The organism is Candidatus Clostridium stratigraminis, from assembly GCF_045310675.1.
In the GTDB taxonomy this organism is placed as follows: domain Bacteria; phylum Bacillota; class Clostridia; order Clostridiales; family Clostridiaceae; genus Clostridium_AT; species Clostridium_AT stratigraminis.
In genome coordinates this window covers 454,405-476,176 of the sequence record NZ_JBJHZZ010000002.1, presented here as the reverse complement: position 1 = coordinate 476,176, position 21,772 = coordinate 454,405, and the positions used below count along the sequence as shown (strand labels likewise).

The 21,772-nt window shown below is 29.4% G+C and carries 21 protein-coding genes; 7 read left to right on the top strand and 14 right to left on the bottom strand.

The genetic code is table 11. The annotated features are described in order from the left end of the window. Positions 1-13: 13 nt before the first annotated feature. Positions 14-1,372 (top strand): MurT ligase domain-containing protein, encoded by a 1,359-nt coding sequence (locus ACJDUG_RS06560; RefSeq protein WP_406769080.1) that lies wholly within the window; start codon positions 14-16, stop codon positions 1,370-1,372. Positions 1,373-1,394: 22 nt separating this feature from the next. Further along, a complete protein-coding gene (locus ACJDUG_RS06555; protein ID WP_406769103.1) occupies positions 1,395-2,120 on the top strand; it encodes a type 1 glutamine amidotransferase in 726 nt (241 codons plus the stop codon). Positions 2,121-2,124: 4 nt separating this feature from the next. Here the strand turns inward: ACJDUG_RS06555 and ACJDUG_RS06550 are convergent, their stop codons facing one another. From ACJDUG_RS06550 to ACJDUG_RS06530, 5 genes are all read right to left on the bottom strand, one after another. Next, positions 2,125-3,378, bottom strand: coding sequence for a helix-turn-helix domain-containing protein (locus ACJDUG_RS06550; RefSeq protein ID WP_406769079.1), 1,254 nt, complete (start codon positions 3,376-3,378; stop codon positions 2,125-2,127). A 31-nt stretch (positions 3,379-3,409) separates the two neighbouring features. Further along, positions 3,410-4,717, bottom strand: a complete 1,308-nt coding sequence (locus ACJDUG_RS06545) for a helix-turn-helix domain-containing protein (RefSeq protein WP_406769078.1) — start codon at positions 4,715-4,717, stop codon at positions 3,410-3,412. Positions 4,718-4,897: 180 nt separating this feature from the next. Continuing rightward, on the bottom strand, positions 4,898-5,068 hold the full coding sequence (locus ACJDUG_RS06540; protein ID WP_406769077.1) for a YtxH domain-containing protein: 171 nt from the start codon (positions 5,066-5,068) through the stop codon (positions 4,898-4,900). 54 nt (positions 5,069-5,122) lie between these two features. Further along, the gene (locus ACJDUG_RS06535) at positions 5,123-5,896 is read right to left on the bottom strand and encodes a ribonuclease H1 domain-containing protein (RefSeq protein WP_406769076.1); all 774 of its coding nucleotides are present in this window, start codon (positions 5,894-5,896) and stop codon (positions 5,123-5,125) included. A gap of 35 nt (positions 5,897-5,931) precedes the next feature. After that, the gene (locus tag ACJDUG_RS06530) at positions 5,932-6,909 is read right to left on the bottom strand and encodes a YkvA family protein (RefSeq protein WP_406769075.1); all 978 of its coding nucleotides are present in this window, start codon (positions 6,907-6,909) and stop codon (positions 5,932-5,934) included. Positions 6,910-7,166: 257 nt separating this feature from the next. Here ACJDUG_RS06530 and ACJDUG_RS06525 point away from each other — a divergent pair, with 257 nt between their 5' ends. Then, complete coding sequence (locus tag ACJDUG_RS06525; RefSeq protein WP_406769074.1) at positions 7,167-8,909, top strand: ATP-dependent metallopeptidase FtsH/Yme1/Tma family protein; 1,743 nt, start codon at positions 7,167-7,169, stop codon at positions 8,907-8,909. A gap of 26 nt (positions 8,910-8,935) precedes the next feature. Here the strand turns inward: ACJDUG_RS06525 and ACJDUG_RS06520 are convergent, their stop codons facing one another. Further along, positions 8,936-9,934 carry a rhomboid family intramembrane serine protease gene (locus ACJDUG_RS06520; RefSeq protein WP_406769073.1) on the bottom strand — a complete coding sequence of 333 codons (999 nt, stop codon included), beginning with the start codon at positions 9,932-9,934 and terminating at the stop codon, positions 8,936-8,938. 308 nt (positions 9,935-10,242) lie between these two features. Here ACJDUG_RS06520 and ACJDUG_RS06515 point away from each other — a divergent pair, with 308 nt between their 5' ends. After that, on the top strand, positions 10,243-11,637 hold the full coding sequence (locus ACJDUG_RS06515) for a hypothetical protein (RefSeq protein ID WP_406769072.1): 1,395 nt from the start codon (positions 10,243-10,245) through the stop codon (positions 11,635-11,637). 39 nt (positions 11,638-11,676) lie between these two features. On the opposite strand, the gene ACJDUG_RS06510 is transcribed toward ACJDUG_RS06515, so the two are convergent. Together ACJDUG_RS06510 and ACJDUG_RS06505 are read right to left on the bottom strand one after the other, a co-directional pair. Further along, positions 11,677-12,738 (bottom strand): HD-GYP domain-containing protein, encoded by a 1,062-nt coding sequence (locus ACJDUG_RS06510; RefSeq protein WP_406769071.1) that lies wholly within the window; start codon positions 12,736-12,738, stop codon positions 11,677-11,679. 149 nt (positions 12,739-12,887) lie between these two features. Further along, entirely contained in the window at positions 12,888-13,286 is a 399-nt protein-coding gene (locus ACJDUG_RS06505; protein WP_406769070.1) for a DUF6762 family protein, read from the bottom strand. Between the two features lie 281 nt (positions 13,287-13,567). Here ACJDUG_RS06505 and ACJDUG_RS06500 point away from each other — a divergent pair, with 281 nt between their 5' ends. Further along, a complete protein-coding gene (locus tag ACJDUG_RS06500) occupies positions 13,568-14,218 on the top strand; it encodes a metal ABC transporter ATP-binding protein (RefSeq protein WP_406769069.1) in 651 nt (216 codons plus the stop codon). A 96-nt stretch (positions 14,219-14,314) separates the two neighbouring features. Then, positions 14,315-15,109: a metal ABC transporter permease gene (locus ACJDUG_RS06495; protein ID WP_406769068.1), complete on the top strand. Its 795-nt coding sequence runs from the start codon at positions 14,315-14,317 to the stop codon at positions 15,107-15,109. A 207-nt stretch (positions 15,110-15,316) separates the two neighbouring features. On the opposite strand, the gene ACJDUG_RS06490 is transcribed toward ACJDUG_RS06495, so the two are convergent. The 6 genes from ACJDUG_RS06490 to ACJDUG_RS06465 form a co-directional block, all read right to left on the bottom strand. After that, the gene (locus ACJDUG_RS06490; RefSeq protein ID WP_406769067.1) at positions 15,317-15,733 is read right to left on the bottom strand and encodes a Fur family transcriptional regulator; all 417 of its coding nucleotides are present in this window, start codon (positions 15,731-15,733) and stop codon (positions 15,317-15,319) included. A 71-nt stretch (positions 15,734-15,804) separates the two neighbouring features. After that, complete coding sequence (locus tag ACJDUG_RS06485; RefSeq protein ID WP_406769066.1) at positions 15,805-16,356, bottom strand: manganese efflux pump; 552 nt, start codon at positions 16,354-16,356, stop codon at positions 15,805-15,807. Positions 16,357-16,489: 133 nt separating this feature from the next. Further along, a complete protein-coding gene (locus ACJDUG_RS06480) occupies positions 16,490-17,500 on the bottom strand; it encodes an inorganic phosphate transporter (protein ID WP_406769065.1) in 1,011 nt (336 codons plus the stop codon). Next, complete coding sequence (locus ACJDUG_RS06475; RefSeq protein WP_406769064.1) at positions 17,493-18,116, bottom strand: DUF47 domain-containing protein; 624 nt, start codon at positions 18,114-18,116, stop codon at positions 17,493-17,495. Before ACJDUG_RS06475 ends, ACJDUG_RS06480 begins: the two co-directional genes overlap by 8 nt. A gap of 203 nt (positions 18,117-18,319) precedes the next feature. Then, positions 18,320-19,207 (bottom strand): diacylglycerol/lipid kinase family protein, encoded by an 888-nt coding sequence (locus ACJDUG_RS06470; RefSeq protein ID WP_406769063.1) that lies wholly within the window; start codon positions 19,205-19,207, stop codon positions 18,320-18,322. 219 nt (positions 19,208-19,426) lie between these two features. Beyond that, the gene (locus tag ACJDUG_RS06465; protein ID WP_406769062.1) at positions 19,427-20,614 is read right to left on the bottom strand and encodes an aminotransferase class I/II-fold pyridoxal phosphate-dependent enzyme; all 1,188 of its coding nucleotides are present in this window, start codon (positions 20,612-20,614) and stop codon (positions 19,427-19,429) included. Between the two features lie 217 nt (positions 20,615-20,831). Here ACJDUG_RS06465 and ACJDUG_RS06460 point away from each other — a divergent pair, with 217 nt between their 5' ends. After that, on the top strand, positions 20,832-21,659 hold the full coding sequence (locus ACJDUG_RS06460; RefSeq protein WP_406769061.1) for an SDR family oxidoreductase: 828 nt from the start codon (positions 20,832-20,834) through the stop codon (positions 21,657-21,659). Positions 21,660-21,772 lie beyond the last annotated feature (113 nt).

The following is a 21,772-nucleotide window of genomic DNA, read 5'->3' as shown; positions in this document are numbered from 1 at the left end:
AAAGACTAAGGTGGTGTTCAAAATAAATATTAAAGCATTAATTAGTATAATTACAGCAAAAGCAATAATTAAAATTTCAAAAGTACTATTCAAAGGCGGTACAAATTTCCCGGGAAAAGTTGCCTTAAAACTTGATAGTACTATTTTATCTATCGTTTCTAAAAATTATGAGGTAATTTTAATAACAGGTACTAACGGGAAAACAACTACCACTAGCATGGTTTATAACATTTTAAAGGAAAGCAATAAGAAGGTAATTACTAATAATACCGGGGCAAATATGCTTCCTGGGATAGTAGCCTGTTTTGTTGAAAACTACAGCTTTAAAAAAACAAATACAATGCAATATGCAGTTATTGAAGCAGATGAGGCAAATGTGCCACTAGTAACCCAATACGTTACTCCTAATATAATTACAATCACCAATTTATTTCGAGATCAAATGGATAGGTATGGAGAGGTTTATACTACTCTCAAGAAGATTTTAGATGGCATAGTTAAGGTTCCTGAAGCAACCTTAGTTTTAAATGGAGATGAATCTTTACTAGGAGATTTAGGGGTTCAAAATAAATGTATTTATTACGGTTTTAAGTCATATAATGGCGATAGCAAAGAAATTAATATTAATGCAGATGCAAAGTTTTGCAAGAATTGTAAAGCTCCTTATAGTTATGACTTCATTACCTATAACCACTTAGGAAGTTTTTATTGCCCTAATTGCGGTTACAAACGCCCTGAACTATCTTACTATGTAGATTCTGTAATTGAGCAAACTTCAAAAGGATCCTTGGTATTAGTTAATGGTGAAGAATATGAAATAAATCAACCAGGAACTTATAATATTTATAATGCTTTATGTGCTTATTCTATTGCAAGGACTCTTGAGGTAGAGGCTGATATTATTCAGAAGGCACTTAGAAATACTGTTTCAAGCTTTGGAAGACAAGAAAGTTTAACTATTAAAGATAAAGAAGTAAAAATAGTTTTAGTTAAAAACCCCGCAGGATTTGACGAGGCGCTTAAAACTATTAGCCTTGATAAGAACAATGTTAGTGCAGCTTTTCTTCTTAATGATAATTATGCAGATGGCAGGGATGTATCCTGGATATGGGATGTCAATTTCGAGGATTTAAGAAAACTTGAATTAAGCAATATTATGATATCTGGTATCAGAATGTATGATATGGCAATAAGATTAAAGGTAGCTGGTCTATGTACAGAAAGCTTTGTCTTATGTGAGTCTTATGATAAGTTATTAGAAGAACTAACAGTGTGTAACACTTTAACAATTTATGTTTTAGCAACCTATACAGCAATGATTAGCTTTAGAAAGTATCTTCACAGCAAGGGTTATATAAAGAATCTGTGGTAAATATATGATTGAAGGTGATTTAATGGAGTTGAATATATGTCATTTATACCCAGACCTCTTGAATGTTTATGGTGATTTGGGAAATATTTTGATTTTAAAATACAGGGCAGAGCAAAGAGGGATAAAGGTAAACATTAGTAATGTGTCAATTGGAGATCCTTTTGAATCTGAAAAATATGATATCGTCTTTTTCGGAGGAGGTCAAGATTACGAACAGTCCATTGTATCAAAAGACTTAATTGAAGTTAAAAAGCATGATTTAACCAAATACATAGAGGCTAATAAGGTCTTTTTATGTGTTTGCGGCGGGTATCAGCTACTAGGTAAATATTATACTACTCCAGAGGGCGAAAAGCTTGAAGGACTTGATGTATTAGATATTTATACGGAAGGTGGCGAAAAACGTTTTATCGGAAATACGGTAATAATAAATGAAGATACTAATGAAATATACGTAGGTTTTGAAAATCATTCAGGAAGAACATATATAGGAAATCTTAAGCCACTTGGGAAAACAATAGTTGGATATGGAAATAATGGTGAAGATGGATATGAGGGCTGCATATATAAAAATACCTATTGTACCTATTTTCACGGTTCCATTCTCTCTAAAAATCCAGAGCTTGCAGACAGGTTATTAAAAGCTGCACTTACTAATAAATATTCCAATGTAGAATTGAATCCTTTAGATGACAGCTATGAGCATGCTGCAAAAAAATTTATTTTAAATAGAGAAAAGAAAATGTAATTTATTACATTTTCTTTTCTAAAGATATAGACAAATTAAAATATTTAATTGATTCCTTAATTTGTTTAAGCTTATAATACATATACCCCATTTCTATAAATCTTTTCTGTATATCCTGCTTACCACCAAATTTTAAAAGGGCATCTAATGATAAATTCATATACATTTCAGCAGAAATAGAATTCCCTAGTTTTTGAAGTATTCTTGATTTTAAATAATAAGCCTTTTCGATAAAATGTACTTCATTTAAACTTATAGCATAATTTAATGCATCATCACAGATAGCCTGAGCGGCATCTAATATATTATTATTAAAAAGTTCATCTACAGTTAACAGCATAAATCTAACAAGCTTTTTTTTGTTGTTTTTAGGATAGATAGATAGTGCGTTATTAATATATTCAAGTGCCTTGTTTTTTATATTTACTTCGAATAAAGTAGAAGCATAATTATAAATAGCCATTGCTTTATTTTCAATGTTAGTTCCGTATAATTCATAGGATTTTTCTTCGAATTCCTTGAATTTCCCTTTATCCATACTTAAGGAAAGAATAGCTAACATCTGAAAAACCTCTGCCTTACTAATATCACCTTCCAAATAATCAACCAATTCCTCAAGCCTAACTGCAACTTCATATGCCCTTTCATGGTTTCCAAGCATTAAAAAACACGCTGCCTCATTATAGGTAGCCCTTGCTAATATATTTAACTTTTCCTTTTCCCTAGCTAGCATTTTTATATTATTATAATAAGCCGCAGCCTGAGAAAACTCTCTTGTAGTATATAAAAACTTTGCCATATCCATATTATATATCAAATAATTTTCATCATCATGGGACTTTTGGCAGTAGTCGTAATACTTTGAAGTTAAAGATTGAAGTTTTTGAAACTCATTTATATTAAGATAGCTTATAAACATCATATGAATAAGTTCAATACATAAATCAAAGTAATTATATTTCTCTGCAAAACCTAAGTAATATATAATGCTCTGTTCTAATATTTTAGAGTTTTTTTCAGCTTCCAAAGCAGCTATACCTTGAGAAATCTGCTCTCTAATACCTTGATAAAGATAATCCTTGTCTACATTCAGTTTTTTTGAAATAATATCTATTATCCAAGCTTCTGGTTCCATTTTGTCGTTTTCTATACAGCTCATTTTGGAAACGGATATTTTATCTTCGCATAAATCTTTTAAAGTATAGCCCTTATATATTCTAGCTCGTTTAATTTTTTCTCCTGTAGATAGTATTTCCAACTTGTTTCACCCCAATTGTAGTTTCATTCTTTTAGTCCATACCTTTAAATACTCCTAAACTCGTAAAGGCATTCACACCTTCTAATAAGTATTCTTCAGCTTTCTTTTCTTGTCCATATTCAATATAAAATTTTCCAATAATGAAGGCTATTTCCCCACGTTCTTTAATAAAATCATTGCAGCTTACATATTCCAAGGCATCCTTTAGGGTATTTTCAGCATTAATTAACTTTCCTTCTAAAATATCCAGCCTAAATTTTAGAAGATACCAATCTATTTTTATTTTTCCATTTAGACTTTGTATTTTGTTGTAAATTTCCTGCAATATTAGTTTAGAGTTATTAATATCCTTAAGATGAATATAATTCTGGCAAATATTAATCAAGGTTTCTACCAGTCTTGCATCTTTGTTTCTCTCTCTTATTTCCTTTGATTTATTAAGATGTTCAAAGGAAGCCTTGAAATTTTCAAATTCAGAAAAGAGTTTTCCTAAGTTATTTTCTATTTCTGATAAATAAGACACATCATTTAGCTCTGCAAGTATCTTTTTAGCTTTATCAGAGTATTTAATCGCTTTTTCTAAATCCCCTGATTTACTATATGCCTTTGATTTATCTAAGAGAGCTATTGAGTAATCTTTCTTAGCATCCATTTGTATGAACTTGTCCTGAGATAGCATGGCATATTTTAATGCATCATCTCTAGCATCTAATTTATTATATGTATAAGCTATATAATAATTAATCTCTCCTAATATGAAATCATCTGCTATATTATTATCCGTAAAAATTTTCTCAGCTTGTCTAAAATGACCTAAAGCAGAAGTATAGGATTTAACATTCAAGCTGATTTTACCTAATTTTAAAAATGTACTGATAATATTATCAAAAGAATTATATTTGATAAAAATTATATTTGCCGTTAGAAAGAACTTTTGCGCTGCGGAAATTTCACCTTTCTTTAAATTAACTAAACCACTTAAATAAAGAATTCTGGCTTCCATAAATTCTAGATTATATTTTTTAGTATATTGCAGCGTGTCTTCTAAATAAGCTTCAGCTGAAATGAAATCCTCATTAGATATATATGCCTCAATCATATTCTCAAAATACTTACAAATTTTTTCTGCTTGGCTTTCCTCAGATTCCATTAAGTAATCTATAGAAGTATTTAATGTACTAGCCAAATATTCTAATAAATCCATACTTGGATTTGATTTTCCTGACTCTACAAGACTAATTTGTCCAGGCGTAATTCTGTCCCCAGCCAAATCCTTTAAAGTCATATTTAGTTCTTTTCTTCTTCTTCTTATTTTTTCTCCGAGAGATAATATTTCCATAAGCATGCTTCCTTTTACTATTGCAAAACAAAATTTTAATTATATTAAATAAATTTTAAAACTTTATTATAATTATAGCATAATTTATGAATTAACGCCAAATTTTTTATTTAATTTTCTAAATAGTAAAAAAAAACTCAGGATAAAATTAATTCCTGAGTTTTGTAAAAAAATAAATATTTATCTCATTTTTTTTACTAAATCGTCATAAATATCGCCAACCATACCAGCCATCATATCTCCAGATTTTCTTAATCTTCTTCTTGTATGCTTATTAAGCTGTGGAGATATTAGCATTCCAGCAGCTGTACCTATAATTGCTCCGGTAGTTATACCTTTTATAAATCCCATATTCATAACACTCCTTTCAGATTATTAGTATTAGAATATGCAATTTTATTTTAATTAAACATTTTTATTATCTCTTGAAATAATATTCTTTGAATTATCTCCTGCAATTTTACTTAAGTAATTCTTCACATTATTGTCTTTTACCATTATTGTTTTTGTATTTAGCCATGTTTTCACTACTCCGGTAGAATTTAATCCAGCAGCATATTTTGCAAGTTCATCAGCAATTTCATTATTCAAATCACCAGTATGACTATCAACTTTTACAAAAATTATATTAATGTTATTTCTACTTTTAATATTATTTATAGTTTCATAATAATTTTTTGAGGATTCCTCTTTCCTTTCCCAGGTACCAACAGCATGGTGATATATTCCTTCATAATCATGAAAAATAACTATATCCTTTTCACTGTTACATGCTGCGTATTCCACTGCACGAACAGAAGCTTTAAGCTCACCAGCTATTTGTCTTAATGCCTTTTCACTATCATCAATTGCTGAGCCCGCCTCAGCATATTGAACTACTTCACCTTTTGTGATTATAAGACCATAGGAATATTTGCCTGTAGCTTCATTGTAGCTTCCATCTACATAGGCATGTATGCAATCTAATGGATAACTATCAATTCCTTTCCTTAGCAATTTATTGTCATCTCTTAGATAATTTTCAGCTTTGTCCAAACTTTCAAAGCTTTTATATTTAGCACCCTTTACCCCATTTACGTAGCTTAAACACTCACTCCAAGAGTTTACGATTATATTCTCTACTTTTATATTATTAACAGAATCAAAGCCTTCTTTTATTGCATAAACCTTTTTACTCATTATATACACCTAACCTCGTAACTACTTTAAAATAATCAAATATTTTGAGCAGCATCTTCCAAATTTTCTTCCTTTTTATTAATTACATATAGTTTTTTTACTGTATCAAGTAATTTTCCTACGTTTTGACTGCCCACCATCTTAGAGATAAAGGTTACCCCTTCACTTACAATTTTTATTACATTCTCTTTACCAGTCCAATTTGATAAGATGACCTCCTCTGGAACCTCATTAATAATTTTATTCATTGCAAATAGCACTATAGCAACATCGTCAATCTTCCCTATAAGAGGTATAAAATCAGGAATTATATCTATAGGAGAGGCGATATAAGCAAGCAGCCCTCCCACTAGAATTTTTGTCTTAGTATTTACTCTTTTATCTCTAAAAAGTCTCCAAAGTAGTGCAGCAATGTCTGGTATTAGCATTGCATATTCTATTATATCTTTAAATTTGTCTGGTACCTTATCCTCAATATTTATTCTTAACTTTGTATATCTATCAGAAATTTTTATCTTCTTTCCATCATCCTCATCTTTTTTAGCCTTAAAATTGGGTGTTTCTTTATCAGGTTCATACTTAACATTATTGGCTTCAACTTCCAAACTGCCATCAATAACACGAATTGCATTAAGCTCCAAATTTACATATGGAATTAGTTTGACTATCATATTTAAATCAATAATTAAATTATCATCTTGCGCAAGGACACCATATTCTGTTAAATCCTTTAAAAAGGTTTTTAAGGCAAAGTTTTTTAAAGATTTTAATACTCCTAGCTTATATATTTTAAATTTGAATATTTTTACATAGATAATATTATCCTTAATATTGCCAAAGCCTACTGAAGCTTGAAAAGGAATTTCAACTCCTTTTTTATAACTTCCACTTATAGTAATTATTTCATCTAATTTTATATCTTTTATAATTAAACCTTCAATATTTACGTATTCTTCTATGGCGTTTATTATATCTTCTGGAGTTACTCTTATTTTCGCATTTGATAACTTCATATCTCTTCCCCCTGTATATTTTAGATATATAACATAATTAAAGTATATAATAAAAAACATTTTATGCAACAAAGATTTTATGGTTTACATAATTTACTTTAGCAAATTTTATGATTTTCATTAGACATGACAAGCTAAATCATTATAATAAGATTGTACGGCATAACAAATTAAAGACATAAATAAAATTACTTAATGCTTATATTTCTGAAAACTTATTAACCATAAAATATATTAAACACTAAAAGGAGGATATTATGAACAGCAAAAAGAAAAAGTACATTTATATCCCAATGTTAACAGCTTTAATTTCTATAATATTGCTATTAGTTTTTAATTTAGATAGTAAAACAGCATCTACAAAACTTTATGTTGATTTTTTAAAGGATATTTCAAATAAAAGTGTATCAACTGTGTATGTTACAAATTCTCCAAAGATAACTGTCAAGCTAACTAATGGACAGATATATCAAACAGATAATCCTAGAACAAATAATTTTAAAGAAGAACTTTTAAAACAAGGTGTTCAAGTATCAGAAACTTCAAATTACTCACCTAAGGATTTAATACCTGCAGTTTTATTTAGTCTTTCACTAGCAGCTATGGCGGGTATAACTTTAAAGACTTCTAGCTTTAGTACAAAAAAATTTAGAGGTGTTGATTCTCTGGACGCTAATGCTGTCTTAAACACTTCTTATAATTTTAATTCTGTTGCTGGTAATGAAGAAGCAAAAGAAAGTGTACGCGACATTGTAGATTTCTTAAAAAATCCTGAAAAATACACTGCTTATGGTGCTAGAATGCCAAGAGGAGTAATTTTATATGGAGAACCAGGAACTGGTAAAACCTTACTTGCAAAGGCGGTGGCCGGTGAGGCAAATGTGCCCTTCTATGCTATGTCTGGCTCGGATTTTGTACAAGTATATGTAGGGGTAGGTGCCAGCAGAATTAGACAACTTTTTAAAAAAGCTAAAAGTCATGGCAAAGCAGTAATTTTTATAGATGAAATAGATGCTATTGGTAAAAAAAGAGATGGCTCAAAAGGCGGAGGTTCAGATGAAAGAGATCAAACCTTAAATTCTCTATTAACAGAAATGTCAGGTTTTAATGAAAAGGATGGAATAGTTGTTATTGCAGCAACTAACAGACTTGATATGCTTGACTCAGCACTGCTTAGGCCGGGTCGATTTGACAGGCACATTGAAATAACTCTCCCAGATATATCTGCTAGAGAAAAAATTCTTGCTTTACATTTAAAAAATAAGCCAGCACAGAATATTGATCTCCATGACTGGGCTCAGAAAACTTCTTATTTTTCCGGAGCAAAGCTTGAGAGTTTAGTAAATGAAGCTGCTATACTAGCAGCTAAGGAAGATAGTAAATATATAGAAAATATTCATATGGATAAGGCATATTCAATTGTTTTGGCTGGTTATGAAAAAGTAGATAGAGATTATATAAAGGAAAAAGATAGAAAAATAACCGCTTATCACGAAGCAGGACATGCTCTACTTACTTTAAAGGTTCTTCCAAAGGATAAACTTTCGAAAGTTACTATAATACCAACAAGTAAGGGCGCAGGAGGTTATACCTTAAGTATACCTGAGGATAAACTTTATCAAAATAAGGACTATTTAAAAAGAAGAATAATGGTATTATTAGCTGGACGAGCTTCAGAGGAAATAGTATTTGGTAAAGATTATATTACCACAGGTGCCTACAATGACTTCCAGCAAACTACAAGAATGGTTTCTAGTATGGTAACTCAATATGGTATGGGTGAAACTATTGGATTATTAAATCTTGAAGAATTATCAAATTTAAATTATACAAATACAGACGCAATAGTATATGAATGTAAGGCTAAAATCAATTCCCTATATGAAGAAGTTAAAACCGTTATTCTAGACAATAAAGAGCTTCTTGAAAAAATAACCGAAAGCTTACTAGAGAAAGAAACCTTGCTTTCAGAAGATATAACCGAGCTTCTAACTGCATAAAAGTAGAATGGGGCTGAAGCAAAATTTTATTCTGCTTTGGCTCCATTTCTTTGTTTTATCATACTGAGCAGCAAAGTTACGATGACTCCGCCTGTTAATCCTCCTAAATGTGCATAATTATCTATATTTGGCATAGTGAAGCCTATAAATAAATTTATAGCTATTACTGAAACTACACTTCTTAAAAATTCTTTCCCTAATGAATTTCTCACCTTAAAGGCAAAGATTAATGCTCCACCTAAAAGCCCAAAAATTGCCCCTGAGGCCCCTATTGAAACACTATCTGAAAAAAGATAGCTAAATATTGATCCTGTAATCCCGCTAACAAAGTAAATAATTACGTATTTAGCTTTACCAAAAACTTTTTCTATTAAAGGTCCAATAGAATACAAGGAATACATATTTAAAGCAACGTGCAGTAATCCTCCATGTAAAAACATAGATGAAACAAATCTGTAATATTCTCCTTGTGAAATTAGTTCATTATATTTAGCCCCCAATTTAATTAAAACATTTATATCACTATCAATAAAGTTCTGTGAAAGAAATGCTGTAATTAGATACACTAAGAGATTAATACCTATGAGTATATAAGTAATGTAAGGTATAGAAGATTTTCTAGGAACTTCTTTTTGAATACTATTAGTTACATTTAACAGTTCCTGCACTACTTCTTCGGAGCTTAAACCACTACCTAATATTTTTCCATTATAAATATCAAGTACTAGTTCTGCCTTTTGGTCATTATCAAATGTATATAATGCTTCCTCCTTTGTATCCTTGATTAATATTCTTATAAGTTCAATATTAGGACAATTTAACAAAGCTTTCAAACCTGCTGCCATTGCAGAATAATCTATTACATTTGTTGGATTTACAAAGACAATAACTCTTTTTTCATTAATGTCTAATGCTTTAACAAGAGCCCAATTCGTACTAAGCCCATAGTCATTTAACTCTATTATTCCATATGAATAATACCTATTAAAGCCTTGAATTATATTTTTTACAAAAGTCTCTTCCATTATTTTCTCCTAGATTTCTTTTTATTTCAAAAACTATTTGCTATAATTATACCATCAACATTTTTATAGGTGATAAAATGAATAAAAAATATTTTCACAAACCATTAATAATTATTTATAATTTAATAGCATTTTCAATTTTAATACTATCTATTTATAAATTCTATTACAATAATATTACCTTATACTTCACAGATTACCTTTTTATAGCAATTTTAATCATTTCTTTTATTCTTGTAAGTAAGTATTCCATAACATTGAAATCAACAACTTTAAATTTTAATGATTTCATAATCATTGTCTGTTTTATGGTTTTTAATATTTACTTAACTATAATTTTTATAACTATATGCTACTTAATACTATTTATTATTGATTTTAAAAGCAATCGCAAATTAAATTTATTAAATGAAAATATTTATGTAATAAACAATTCTATATTAATAATAGCAGCTTTTATTTCTAACATATTACTTAGCTTCTTTGACAAAATCTATTATCTAAAATTTTATGAAACCACTACAGTTATTTTATTTAGCTTCATACTATTATCTATTAATTATATCTTATATTGCTTAGAACTATCTTTTCAAAAAAGCAGTTTAGTTGTTATAACCTTGGAAAATGGTTTATATTTAATACTATTAAATTTTTTATTAAGTACGGTTTTAGCTTCAGCAGCTGTATTTCTTTGTGATTTGTATGATTATATTCCAATTGTTGTAATGACAGTCTTTATTATATTTATTAGTTATTCCCTTAATAAGATTGATAAACTTAAAATTAATAATGATAACCTTAGAAATATTAACAGCTGTACAAGCTTTTTAATTTCTAATGCAGATTTGAAAGTAAAACTTCAGCATGTAATTAGAACCATTGATGCAATTGTACCCTTTGTATATTGTGGTGTATATTTTACTAGAGAAACCTATAATAATTTATATCCATTGGCTTATAAATGTAATATCCTAATTGAAACTGAAGATTTGAAATTTTTATCTTCATCAGATAATATCATGTTTAATAATATTATTGGTGGTTCAATTGTGTATAAAGATGCTGCTTTATTTAGCAGAAGTATTAATATTGTAAATAATTATTCAAGTGCTATTAAATATTTAATAGCATTACCAATTAAAACTTCTGATGCAGTGGTTGGTTTTATTATTATTTGCTTAGATAGATATATAGAATTAGAAGGAGAATTAGAACTTTTATCTTCTATAGTTTCAAACCTTGGTATTGTAAATTACTATATCAATGACTCCCTAAAAAATAATATAATTTCCCGCAAAGATCATGATGGTGTTTTAAAATACATTAATTTTAATATAAAATCTAAAATATTTTTCACTCTAGCTCTTATAGAAATTGTAAACTATAAGGAAATAATTCAAAGCTATAATAGAGATTTTTATGATTCTTTTAAGATAGAAATGGAAAGGATTATTAAAGCGGTTTTGTCATCTAATGATATTATTCTAAGTTTTGAAAAAGAAGAAATTTATATTGTTTTTAATCTATTAGATAGTAAAAATTCAGTTTACAAGCTGAATGAACTGTCTGAGCTTTTGAAAAACTTTACTTTTAAGGACATGCATATAAAAATTAATATCAAGTTTTCCACCTCAGAATACCCCATGGACGGTATAAGTGGAGATGAAATACTTGATATTGCATATAGAAAACTTCACTATTAAATAAGTCAAGCAAATGCTTGACTTATTCTATTCTTATATTTAAGAAACAATAGATTCAATTACAACACTAGGATGCTCAATCAAATTTATTTCAAAGAATTGTATGGGTGATCTTGTAATACTGTCATACAAAACACGAATCACTGGACGATCAGGAAAATTTTTGTTTTGACGAATAACATATCCCTCAATTGTATTTGATAATCTTACACAACAACCAAGTGGATAAATTGCAAAAGTTTCTTTAAAAGTATGTACGTAGGATATGTCAAAGGCAGTTCCACTACCAGCTAGTATAAGTTCGTATGCTTCATTTGGACTAAATTTTTTTCTATACACCCTATCATTACTAACAGCATCATACACATCGCAAATACATACTATTTTCCCGTATTTTGATATTTCATTATTTTTCAGATTATAAGGATATCCTTTTCCGTCAATTCTCTCGTGATGTTGAATTACTGCATTAATGACATTATCATTAATCCGTACATTTTTCCTTAAAATTTCTCCGCCATAAATGGGGTGTCTTTTAATTTCACCAAATTCCTCTTCTGTTAAAGGACCCTGTTTTTTTATTATCTTATCAGAAATCTGAAGTTTTCCTATATCGTGAAGTATTGCTCCAACTGCAAGATCCTTTAATTCTTTTTCATTAAGTCCAGCTGAAATTCCTAAAAAAGAAGCCATAATACATGTATCTAAAGAATGAACAAATGTATAATTATCATAGGTTTGTATATCGTAAAGGCTTTTATTTACGTCACCCATGCTAATAATGTAATCTACTAATTCTTCCACCATGTTGAGAGATTCTTTTACATGCTGCCTATTACAGCTATGTATATTTTTTATTATTTTAGACATATTTTTCATAGTATGTTGCTTAAGTTCAGTTAGTTTTTCATCTTCCACTAATACGTCATCTAGTCTTTCATCTTGAATATATATAAAATAAACCCCAAGTTCTTTTAACTTTAAAATATATCTCTTATTAAGCTTAATCCCTTCTCTGAGTAGAATTTTCCCGTCATTTGTAAGTATATTTTTGCCTAATACTTCATCCTCATTTACCTTATCTATAAATTCAAGCCTCATAATTCACCTCAAAGCTATTTTAATTACTAAAGTATATTATACTATTTATTATTTCAAATTTCAGCATATTTTTCATAAATAACACTAAAAAAACAGAAGTCAAATAATAAATAATTTTCCTCCTGTTTTAACATAATGCTAATAATGCTTTATTTGTATTCTTCTTCTTTTCCTTCAATAGCTTTAAAGGCATTTAACATTTCTGCCTCAATTAGATTACAAGCCTTATTAATAATTTCCTGCATTATAGCATGATCTTCATCAAAATTAAATTTTATAAGCCAAGTAGGATTATACTCGTCATCTACTTGTTCAATACTAAAACCTTCATATATAAATGATTCTTCATTAAACATATCATATATTGCTGTATATTCCCATTCTTCCACATCTTTCGCGGTATCAAAAAACATATTCACTTTATCTTCATGGTAAAAGAATTTAGTAACATACTCAGCACCTTCAGAAACCTCATAACTTCCTAATTCCTTAACTAAAAAATTAGTGTCTTTATCCCTTTCCATTAAAACCAATGATGAAAAATCCAAATTGCTCATCCTTTCGCATTAAAATATCTATCATTATAATAACACAATCTTATATGTTTAATCTATTTAAATATATATAACTCTTACGTCTTAACTATTTTTTAATTTTACTTTATATATAAACTATATTCAATAAAAATAACTTTGAACATATTTTTTATTAATTTTCTAGATAGTAAAATTAATAATTATACGTTGCAAATAATTTGCATTTAGTTATAATATATATAGAAAGTTTTTGGTAATAATCCAGATATAATATATTCTAAAAAGGAGTGTCTATGATATACATTAACAATTTGTTTTTCTCATATAACCCTGCCCCACCATATTTAATTAATAATGTTAAGCTACATATTGGAACTGGGGAATATGTTTCAATAGTAGGTGAAAATGGTTCAGCTAAGAGTACCTTGCTAAAGCTTATTTTAGGTCTATTAAAGCCAAACGCTGGGGAAATAAAATTGAATACTAAAACCATAGGCTATGTGCCTCAAAGAATGGAAAGTTATAATTCAGAATTTCCAATTACAGTACAAGAAATGCTGCGCTGTCATTTAAAGGTTTTAAAAATTAGTGACAAAAGGTTAATAGATGAATCCTTAAAAAAGGTAAATATGTTTTCCTATAAAAACTCATTAATCGGAAATTTGTCAGGGGGTCAGCAGCAAAAAATATTTATTGCACGGGCAATAATGACTTCACCTAAATTAATTATTTTAGACGAACCATCTACTGGTATAGATATAAAAAGTCAAAAAGAAATATACAAGATCCTTAAAGAATTAAACCGAAATTCAAATATAACTATTTTATCTGTTGAACACAATATAAAGGCAGCCATGGAAAATTCAACTCATATTTTTAGAATGGAAAAAGGTGAAGGAACACTATTTAATGTTAAAGACTATGTAAACAACTTTGTTTTATAATTGGAGGTTAAAGCCCTAAATGGGCTTTAACGGGTAATTTGTGAGTGGAACGAACGGGGTTAAATTACCCCGTGTTCCGGCTGAAAGGAGGAAAAAATGCTGGAATATAGCTTTATGAAAAATGCTTTGTCTGCTGGGGCTTTAATCTCAATTCTTTGTCCTACAGTTGGAGTATTCTTAGTTCTAAGAAGATATTCAATGATGGGAGATACTTTATCCCATTCGTCCTTTGCAGGTATTGCTATTGGACTTATATTTGGTTTTAATCCTCTTGTAAGTGCTTTTATTTTTACTTCAATATGTGGTATATTAATTGAGGTATTACGATCATATTATAAAAAATATGCTGAGCTCGTTATGTCTATAGTTTTAACTTTTAGTTTAGGAATTGCCATAATACTTATAAGTACTGGCAAGGCCGGTGCAAATGTAAATACTTATTTGTTTGGTAGCATTCTTACAGTATCCATGGAAGACTTGTTAACAATTACTGTTTTAAGTATATTTTCAATTGTATTATTTATTTTTCTATATTATAAGCTTTTATATATAACCTTTGATGAAGAAGGTGCTTATACTTCAGGGGTAAACGTAAAACTTATAAACTACCTTTTTACTTTAATAGTTGGCGCTACAATTGCAGTATCTATACGTATAATGGGTATTTTAGTAATATCTTCAATGATTGTGCTGCCAGTCGCAACAGCATTGCAGCTTCGGAAAAGCTTTAAATTTACTCTATTATATTCAATTTTATTTGGTTTCTTAGATATTATACTTGGCCTTGTTTCTTCCTATTACATAAATAGTGCTCCAGGAGGTACTATAGCCCTAACCTCAGTTATCATACTAGTTATTGTGTTAATTATTAAAGGAATAAGATTCAAATAATTTCTCTAGTTTAAAATAAACTCCAAAGCATTAGTATTATTCGTTTGTTTTAGAGAAAGAATAGCCACAAAACTTTAGTGTTGTCCGTATAAATGAAATGAATTAAGGTCAACACTTGGCTTTGTGGCTATTCTGAGATAAGAGCTTCTTTCGCAGCGATCAGCTCATGTAGCATATTTTACATATTGTAGCTATTTTTCAAATTAATTATTCTTGATGATTTTTACAAGAATCACAGATTCCTTTAATTTTTAATTCATGTTCCATTAAAGTAAAACCTGTTTTACTTTTAATAATCTCTTCAATTTGAACCATTGGACATTCAATTTGAACTTCTTTATGGCATAAACTGCATTCTAGTGTGTGCTTATGTATATCTTTTTTTATCTTATAATTACATTTGCCTTCGCCTAAATTTATCTTATCAACAATATGCTTATTTTCTAAAATCTCCATATTTCTATAAACAGTTGATAAGTCGATATTTATTCCGTTTTTTAAGCACAACTCATATATATAATCCACGCTGGCAGCGTTCTCATTGTTTAATAAAATTTCAAGAATTGCTAATCTTGATTTCGTTACCTTTATACCATGATCCTTTAGTGTACTTTCAAGTTTCATTTATATACAACACCTTGCTTTCAAGAGTATAAAACTATTATAACACACTAAAATATAAGTTTCTTAAATTTCTAAAATAAAATCATCTTAATACCGAATAAAATTAGAATTACTCCTCCAAGGTAATCAGCATACTTTCCTACAGCATTTATTTTTTTTAAATATCTAGATAGGAAAAATGCTGCTAATGACATAACAAGAGTTACAAAACCAATTACAATTGTATCGCTTAATATTGCCAATATATTATTGATATTACTTAATGCAGTGAATCCTATAACCATTGCATCAATACTAACAGATATTCCAAGTACAAAATACATGCTAGGCTTTATGAGCGGGCATTCACCTTTACTTTCAATTCCTTCCTTAATCATCATACATCCAACTATAGCAATAATAATTCCTCCGATAAGTTGTGGTACAGAAGCTATGTACTTATTAAATAAAAAACCTGTATATGCCCCAATTAATGAAAATAGGAATTGAAAAAAAGCAAAGGATGCAGCAAACACAAATTTATGATTACGCCTAACCTGATTATTCAAACCTATACATATAGCTACACCAAAGGCATCCAAAGATAACGCCAGTGCAATTGATAGTAGTATATAGAAATTCATTGATGTACCTCCTATATAAATGCTAAATTGGCAATATTATTATTTTACTTTAAATTATATAAATTGTCTAATAGTTTTTATGACAATTAGAAAAAAATAAAAGAGTAGAATCTTATTTCCACCCTTTTTAAGCCTATATTTTAAAAATTGATTTTAATAAAAATATTGTTATTCCAGATAATATTGCTGTAATAGGTATAGTAATAATCCAAGCCCATACGATATTCTTTGCAACGGTCCATTTAACAGAGGAAAGTCTTTTAGAGGCTCCTACACCCATTATAGAGGTTGAAATTATATGTGTTGTGCTGACAGGGGCTTTCATTAGTGAAGCAGTGAAAATAACGGCTGCAGCACCAGTTTCAGCAGCAAAACCATTTACAGGAGCAAGCTTTGCCATATTCTGCCCCATTGTCTTAATAATTTTCCAGCCTCCAATTGATGTACCTAACGCCATTGCCAAAGCACAACCTATTTTAACCCAGATTGGAATATCAAACTTTGTCAAGAATCCAGCACTAACAAGTGACATTGTAATAATACCCATTGATTTTTGTGCATCATTCATGCCATGATTTAAAGCCATTGCAGCAGCTGAGAATATTTGCGCCTTAGAAAATATTTTTGTTACAGTTGCTGGTCTTGTCTTTCTTAAAATCCACTGCAGGGCAATCATAATTATGTAACCTGCAATAAATCCAATAATAGGTGATAGAATTAACCATAATACTACTTTATCCCAAAGATCAAACCAATTTATTACGCTAAAGGACATAGAATTGTAAACAACTGCAGATCCAATCAACCCGCCAATTAAGGCATGTGAAGAGCTGCTTGGTATTCCAAAATACCAAGTGATTAAATTCCAAATAATAGCTCCAATTAGTGCAGCTATAACAACCTCTGGAATAACCTTGTCAGGGTGTACAATACCAGAACCAATTGTTTTAGCAACTTCCGAACTTAAAAAAGCACCAACGAAATTTAATACTGCAGACATTAATATAGCTTCTCGAGGAGTTAATACCCTTGTTGATACAGAAGTAGCTATAGCATTAGCAGTATCATGAAAACCATTTATGAAGTCAAAGCATAAAGCTAAAATAACTACTATAATGGTTACAATTAAAACACCACTAAGCATTCTTCATTACAACTCCTTCAACTGTATTTGCTACATCTTCACAAGCATCTAGAGTTTGCTCAATGTAGTCAAATATTTCTCTCCATTTTATCACATGTAAAGCTGGAATTTGTTCATTAAACAAAGCAGTAATAGCTTTTCTAAATATTTTGTCCCCTTCGTCTTCTATTCTATTGATTTCAATTATTTTTTCAGTTAACTTCTTGCTCTTTTTCATATTTTTTAGTTCTTCCATTAAACTAATAAGTTCTCTACATTGATTTTCAATCATTTCTGTAAGAACTACAGCACTTTGTTCGATAGTTCCAACGTTAAACATTATAAACCTATGTGCAGTTGCTTCAATTGCATCCATAATATCATCCATCTGCTTTGCAATAGCGTAAATATCTTCTCTGTCAAATGGTGTTATAAAGGTTTTATTAAGCTGTTGCATTATGTCATGAACTTGTTTATCGCCTTTATGTTCCATTTCTTCAATGTTTTTAACTTTATTTTCTACGTTAGTATAATTCTTAATTAAATCAACTAACATAACTGAAGCCTCATGAATTGTCTTTGCTGAATCAATAAATAAATCGTAAAACTTGTCCTCTCGTGGAGTTAATCTTGACATTTAAAAGTCCTCCCTTTTTCACTAAAAACATTTATTTTAATAATTTGTTAACAATTTAAAGCCAAAATGATTATAACACAATTTTAAAACAAATAAAACACAAGATAATATTGCTTAACATAAACTTAACAAAATACAAAATTAGACAAAAAATTGCAGAATATTATTTAGTAATCCATAATATTTTGATACAATTGTAAGCCTTAGGGTATAACTATTTGTACTCCATGTTTTATAATTTGAAACTCAGCTTCTTTACCTCTTATAATTTCTCCGTCAATATTAAATGCTAAGTCTTCTTTACTTATTATATTTACTGCTTTTCCATTCTTAAAATTTACTTCTTTAATAGTTTCGTGGTTACCTTGTATTACTTTTGGGAATAACCCTAAAATCTTTAATCTTCCAACCCTTTTTATTAGGCAAACATCAAAAAAGCCATCCTTTAAATTTGCCTTCGGAGCAACATTAATTCCTCCGCCATAATATCTTCCATTAGCAACTGCAACTAAAAGTGAGTTTAATTTAAGGCTTGTATTATCTATTTTAATGTTTAAATCATAATTTTTATATTTAAATAATGTAATTAGCAAACCTAAAATATAAGCTGCAGTACCATTAATAAATGGTAGTTTCTTAAACTTAATTGAATTATAAGCAACTTCTGCATCAAAACCCACTGAAGCGATGTTTAAAAAATATCTATCATTGACTTTTCCTAAATCAATTCTTTCTTCTTTTCCATTAATAGTTTTGATCAATATAGCTTCCATAGATATTTTATTATTATACTTGAAAATACTTTTTATAAAATCATTCCCTGTGCCACTAGGTATAACTGCCAAACTGCTATTTGTATTCACTATTCCATTTAGTACTTCATTTAATGTTCCATCTCCACCCACAGAATATATTCTATAATCTTCTTCACTACTATATTTTTCTGCAATTTCAGCTGCGTGTCCTATATATTTTGTTATCTCAATGACGAATTTTTCTTTTCTTGCTTTAAATACTTTTTCAATTATTGGGATAAGCTTTAGTGTTTTTCCCTTGCCTGCAATGGGATTTATAATAAAAAGATGATTCATAAAACACCTCATTCTCTAATCAGTTGTATATCTAATATTTTATACTATCCTATTAATGTAGTACAGATTTAATTAAATGCACATCGGTTAAAAATTGTATGATGCGTAAAATATGCCAGCGTTAATCACACGCTGGCATAGATTAATTAAATATTTATTTGATGGGTAACTCCCATAATTAGTGTTATATAAAGTATGAAACAGCTCCTTAAGTATATACTAAGCCGATTTAATTTTATTTCCCATAACTCTTTCAAAAGCCTTTAGAGCAGTTCCTAATTGTTCTTTTGTATGTGTTGGGGTATAACTTGTTCTAAGTAGTGCACGCCCCTTTTCAACCCCAGGTGAAACAACAGGATTAACATAAACGCCTTCATTAAGAAGCTGAATTGTAGTTACGAAAGTTTCTAAATCCTCTCCGATTATTACTGGAATTATAGGGGTCTGAGTATCTCCTATTGAAAGCCCTAAAGCTTCAAAGCCTTCTTTCATAAATTTAGCATTATCCCATAATCTTTTGATTCTTTCTGGCTCACTTTCAAGGATATTCAAGGATTCCATTGCCGCCGCTGCATTAGATGGAGGAATAGAAGCACTAAAAATAAATGGTCTTGAATTATGTTTAACATATTGTATAACGTCTGATTTAGCAGCAATAAAACCACCTAAACTTGCAAGTGATTTACTAAAAGTGCTCATAATAATATCAACTTCATCTTCCAGCCCAAAATATTCAGCTGTACCTCTGCCATGTTCGCCAAGAACACCGAATCCATGAGCATCATCTACCATTACCCTTGCTCCATATAGTTTTGCAAGTCTAACAATTTCAGGAAGATTTGCTATATCTCCTTCCATGCTATATACACCATCAACAACTATAAGTCTTCCATTATTATCAGGGATATTTTTAAGTAATCTTTCTAAATCTTCCATATCATTGTGCTTAAATTTAAGCATCTTAGCAAAACTTAGTCTACAGCCATCTACAATACTTGCATGATTTTGCTTATCACTTAATATGTAATCATTTCTGCTTGCAATTGCAGATAATACACCTAAGTTTGTCTGGAAACCTGTGCTAAACACTAAGGCTTCTTCTTTATTTACAAACTTTGCAAGCCTTTTTTCAAGTTCTATGTGTAAATTTAAAGTTCCATTTAAAAACCTAGATCCAGAACATCCTACCCCAAATTTCTGAGTGGCTTCAATTGCAGCCCTCTTTACTCTGGGATCAGAGGTTAATCCTAAATAATTGTTTGAGCCTATCATAATAACTCTTTTTCCGCTCATTATTACCTCAGTATCCTGTCCTGAATCAAGGGCATGAAAATATGGATATATACCAGCTTTCATTGCATCCTTTGCATCAGTATAATTAAAGCATTTTTCGAAAATATCTAACATTATGTAATTTCTCTCCCTTCATTAAAACAAAAAATAAATATAATAAGTCCAGTTATAAATTATATATCTATATATTAACATATAAATTCATAAATAAATATATTTTTCTAATAATTTATAATTTTTTCCATTTTTTACAATCCAACATTGCATACTTCTCTTCTTAACTGTATAATATAAAATAATATGATACTCTAAAGAAGCAGGGGTGAGATAAATGGCTATACAAAATTCTAAAGTTGTCTTAGTTACTGGCGCATCATCAGGTATAGGACAAGCTATTGCATTAACACTTATGGAAAAAGGTTATAAAGTCTATGGTACTTCTCGTAGTGCATCTGATGAATCAATTATAAAAGCTAAAGAAGGTACAGGTTTTTTAAAAATGATTTCTCTAGATGTATGTTCTGAGGATTCAATAGAAAAAGCTATTGATTACATTCTTGAACGAGAAATTACCATTGATATTTTAATAAATAATGCGGGTAATGGTATTGCAGGGTCAGTGGAGGATACAACTACAGAAGAAGCATATTATCAGTTTAATACAAATTTCTTTGGTGTTCATCGAATGTGTAGAGCTGTACTTCCTAAAATGAGAGAACAGCGAAGCGGGTTAATTATTAATATAAGTTCTGTTGCGGGACTTATTTCAATTCCATATCAATCTATGTACAGCGCCAGTAAATATGCCATAGAAGCCCTTACTGAAGCCTTAAGAATTGAGGTTAAGCCATTTGGAATAAAAGTATCCATGATAGAACCTGGAGACACTAAAACTGGTTTTACAGCAAAGAGGCTCTATACAAAAGCTTCAAATAGCTCTGCATATTCAGAAAAATTTATGAAGGCCATAAAGACTATGGAACATGATGAGCAAAATGGCCCTTCTCCGAAATTATTGGTAGATGCAGCTTTAAAAATAATAGATTCTAAAAATCCTCCAATTAGAATTATAGGTGGTTTTTCCTATAAAGTTCTTTATTTATTAAAAAGACTTCTTCCAGCAAGGTTTGTTGAGTTTGTTGTAAGTAAAATATATTAATATTATAATTGTAACAATAGTAATATTAAATTCTATTTATTAATTTAAGGTTAGGAAAGTCTTAAAATTATATTAAAAATTTATAAACCTAAGTAATTTGAAAGTTTAGCTAA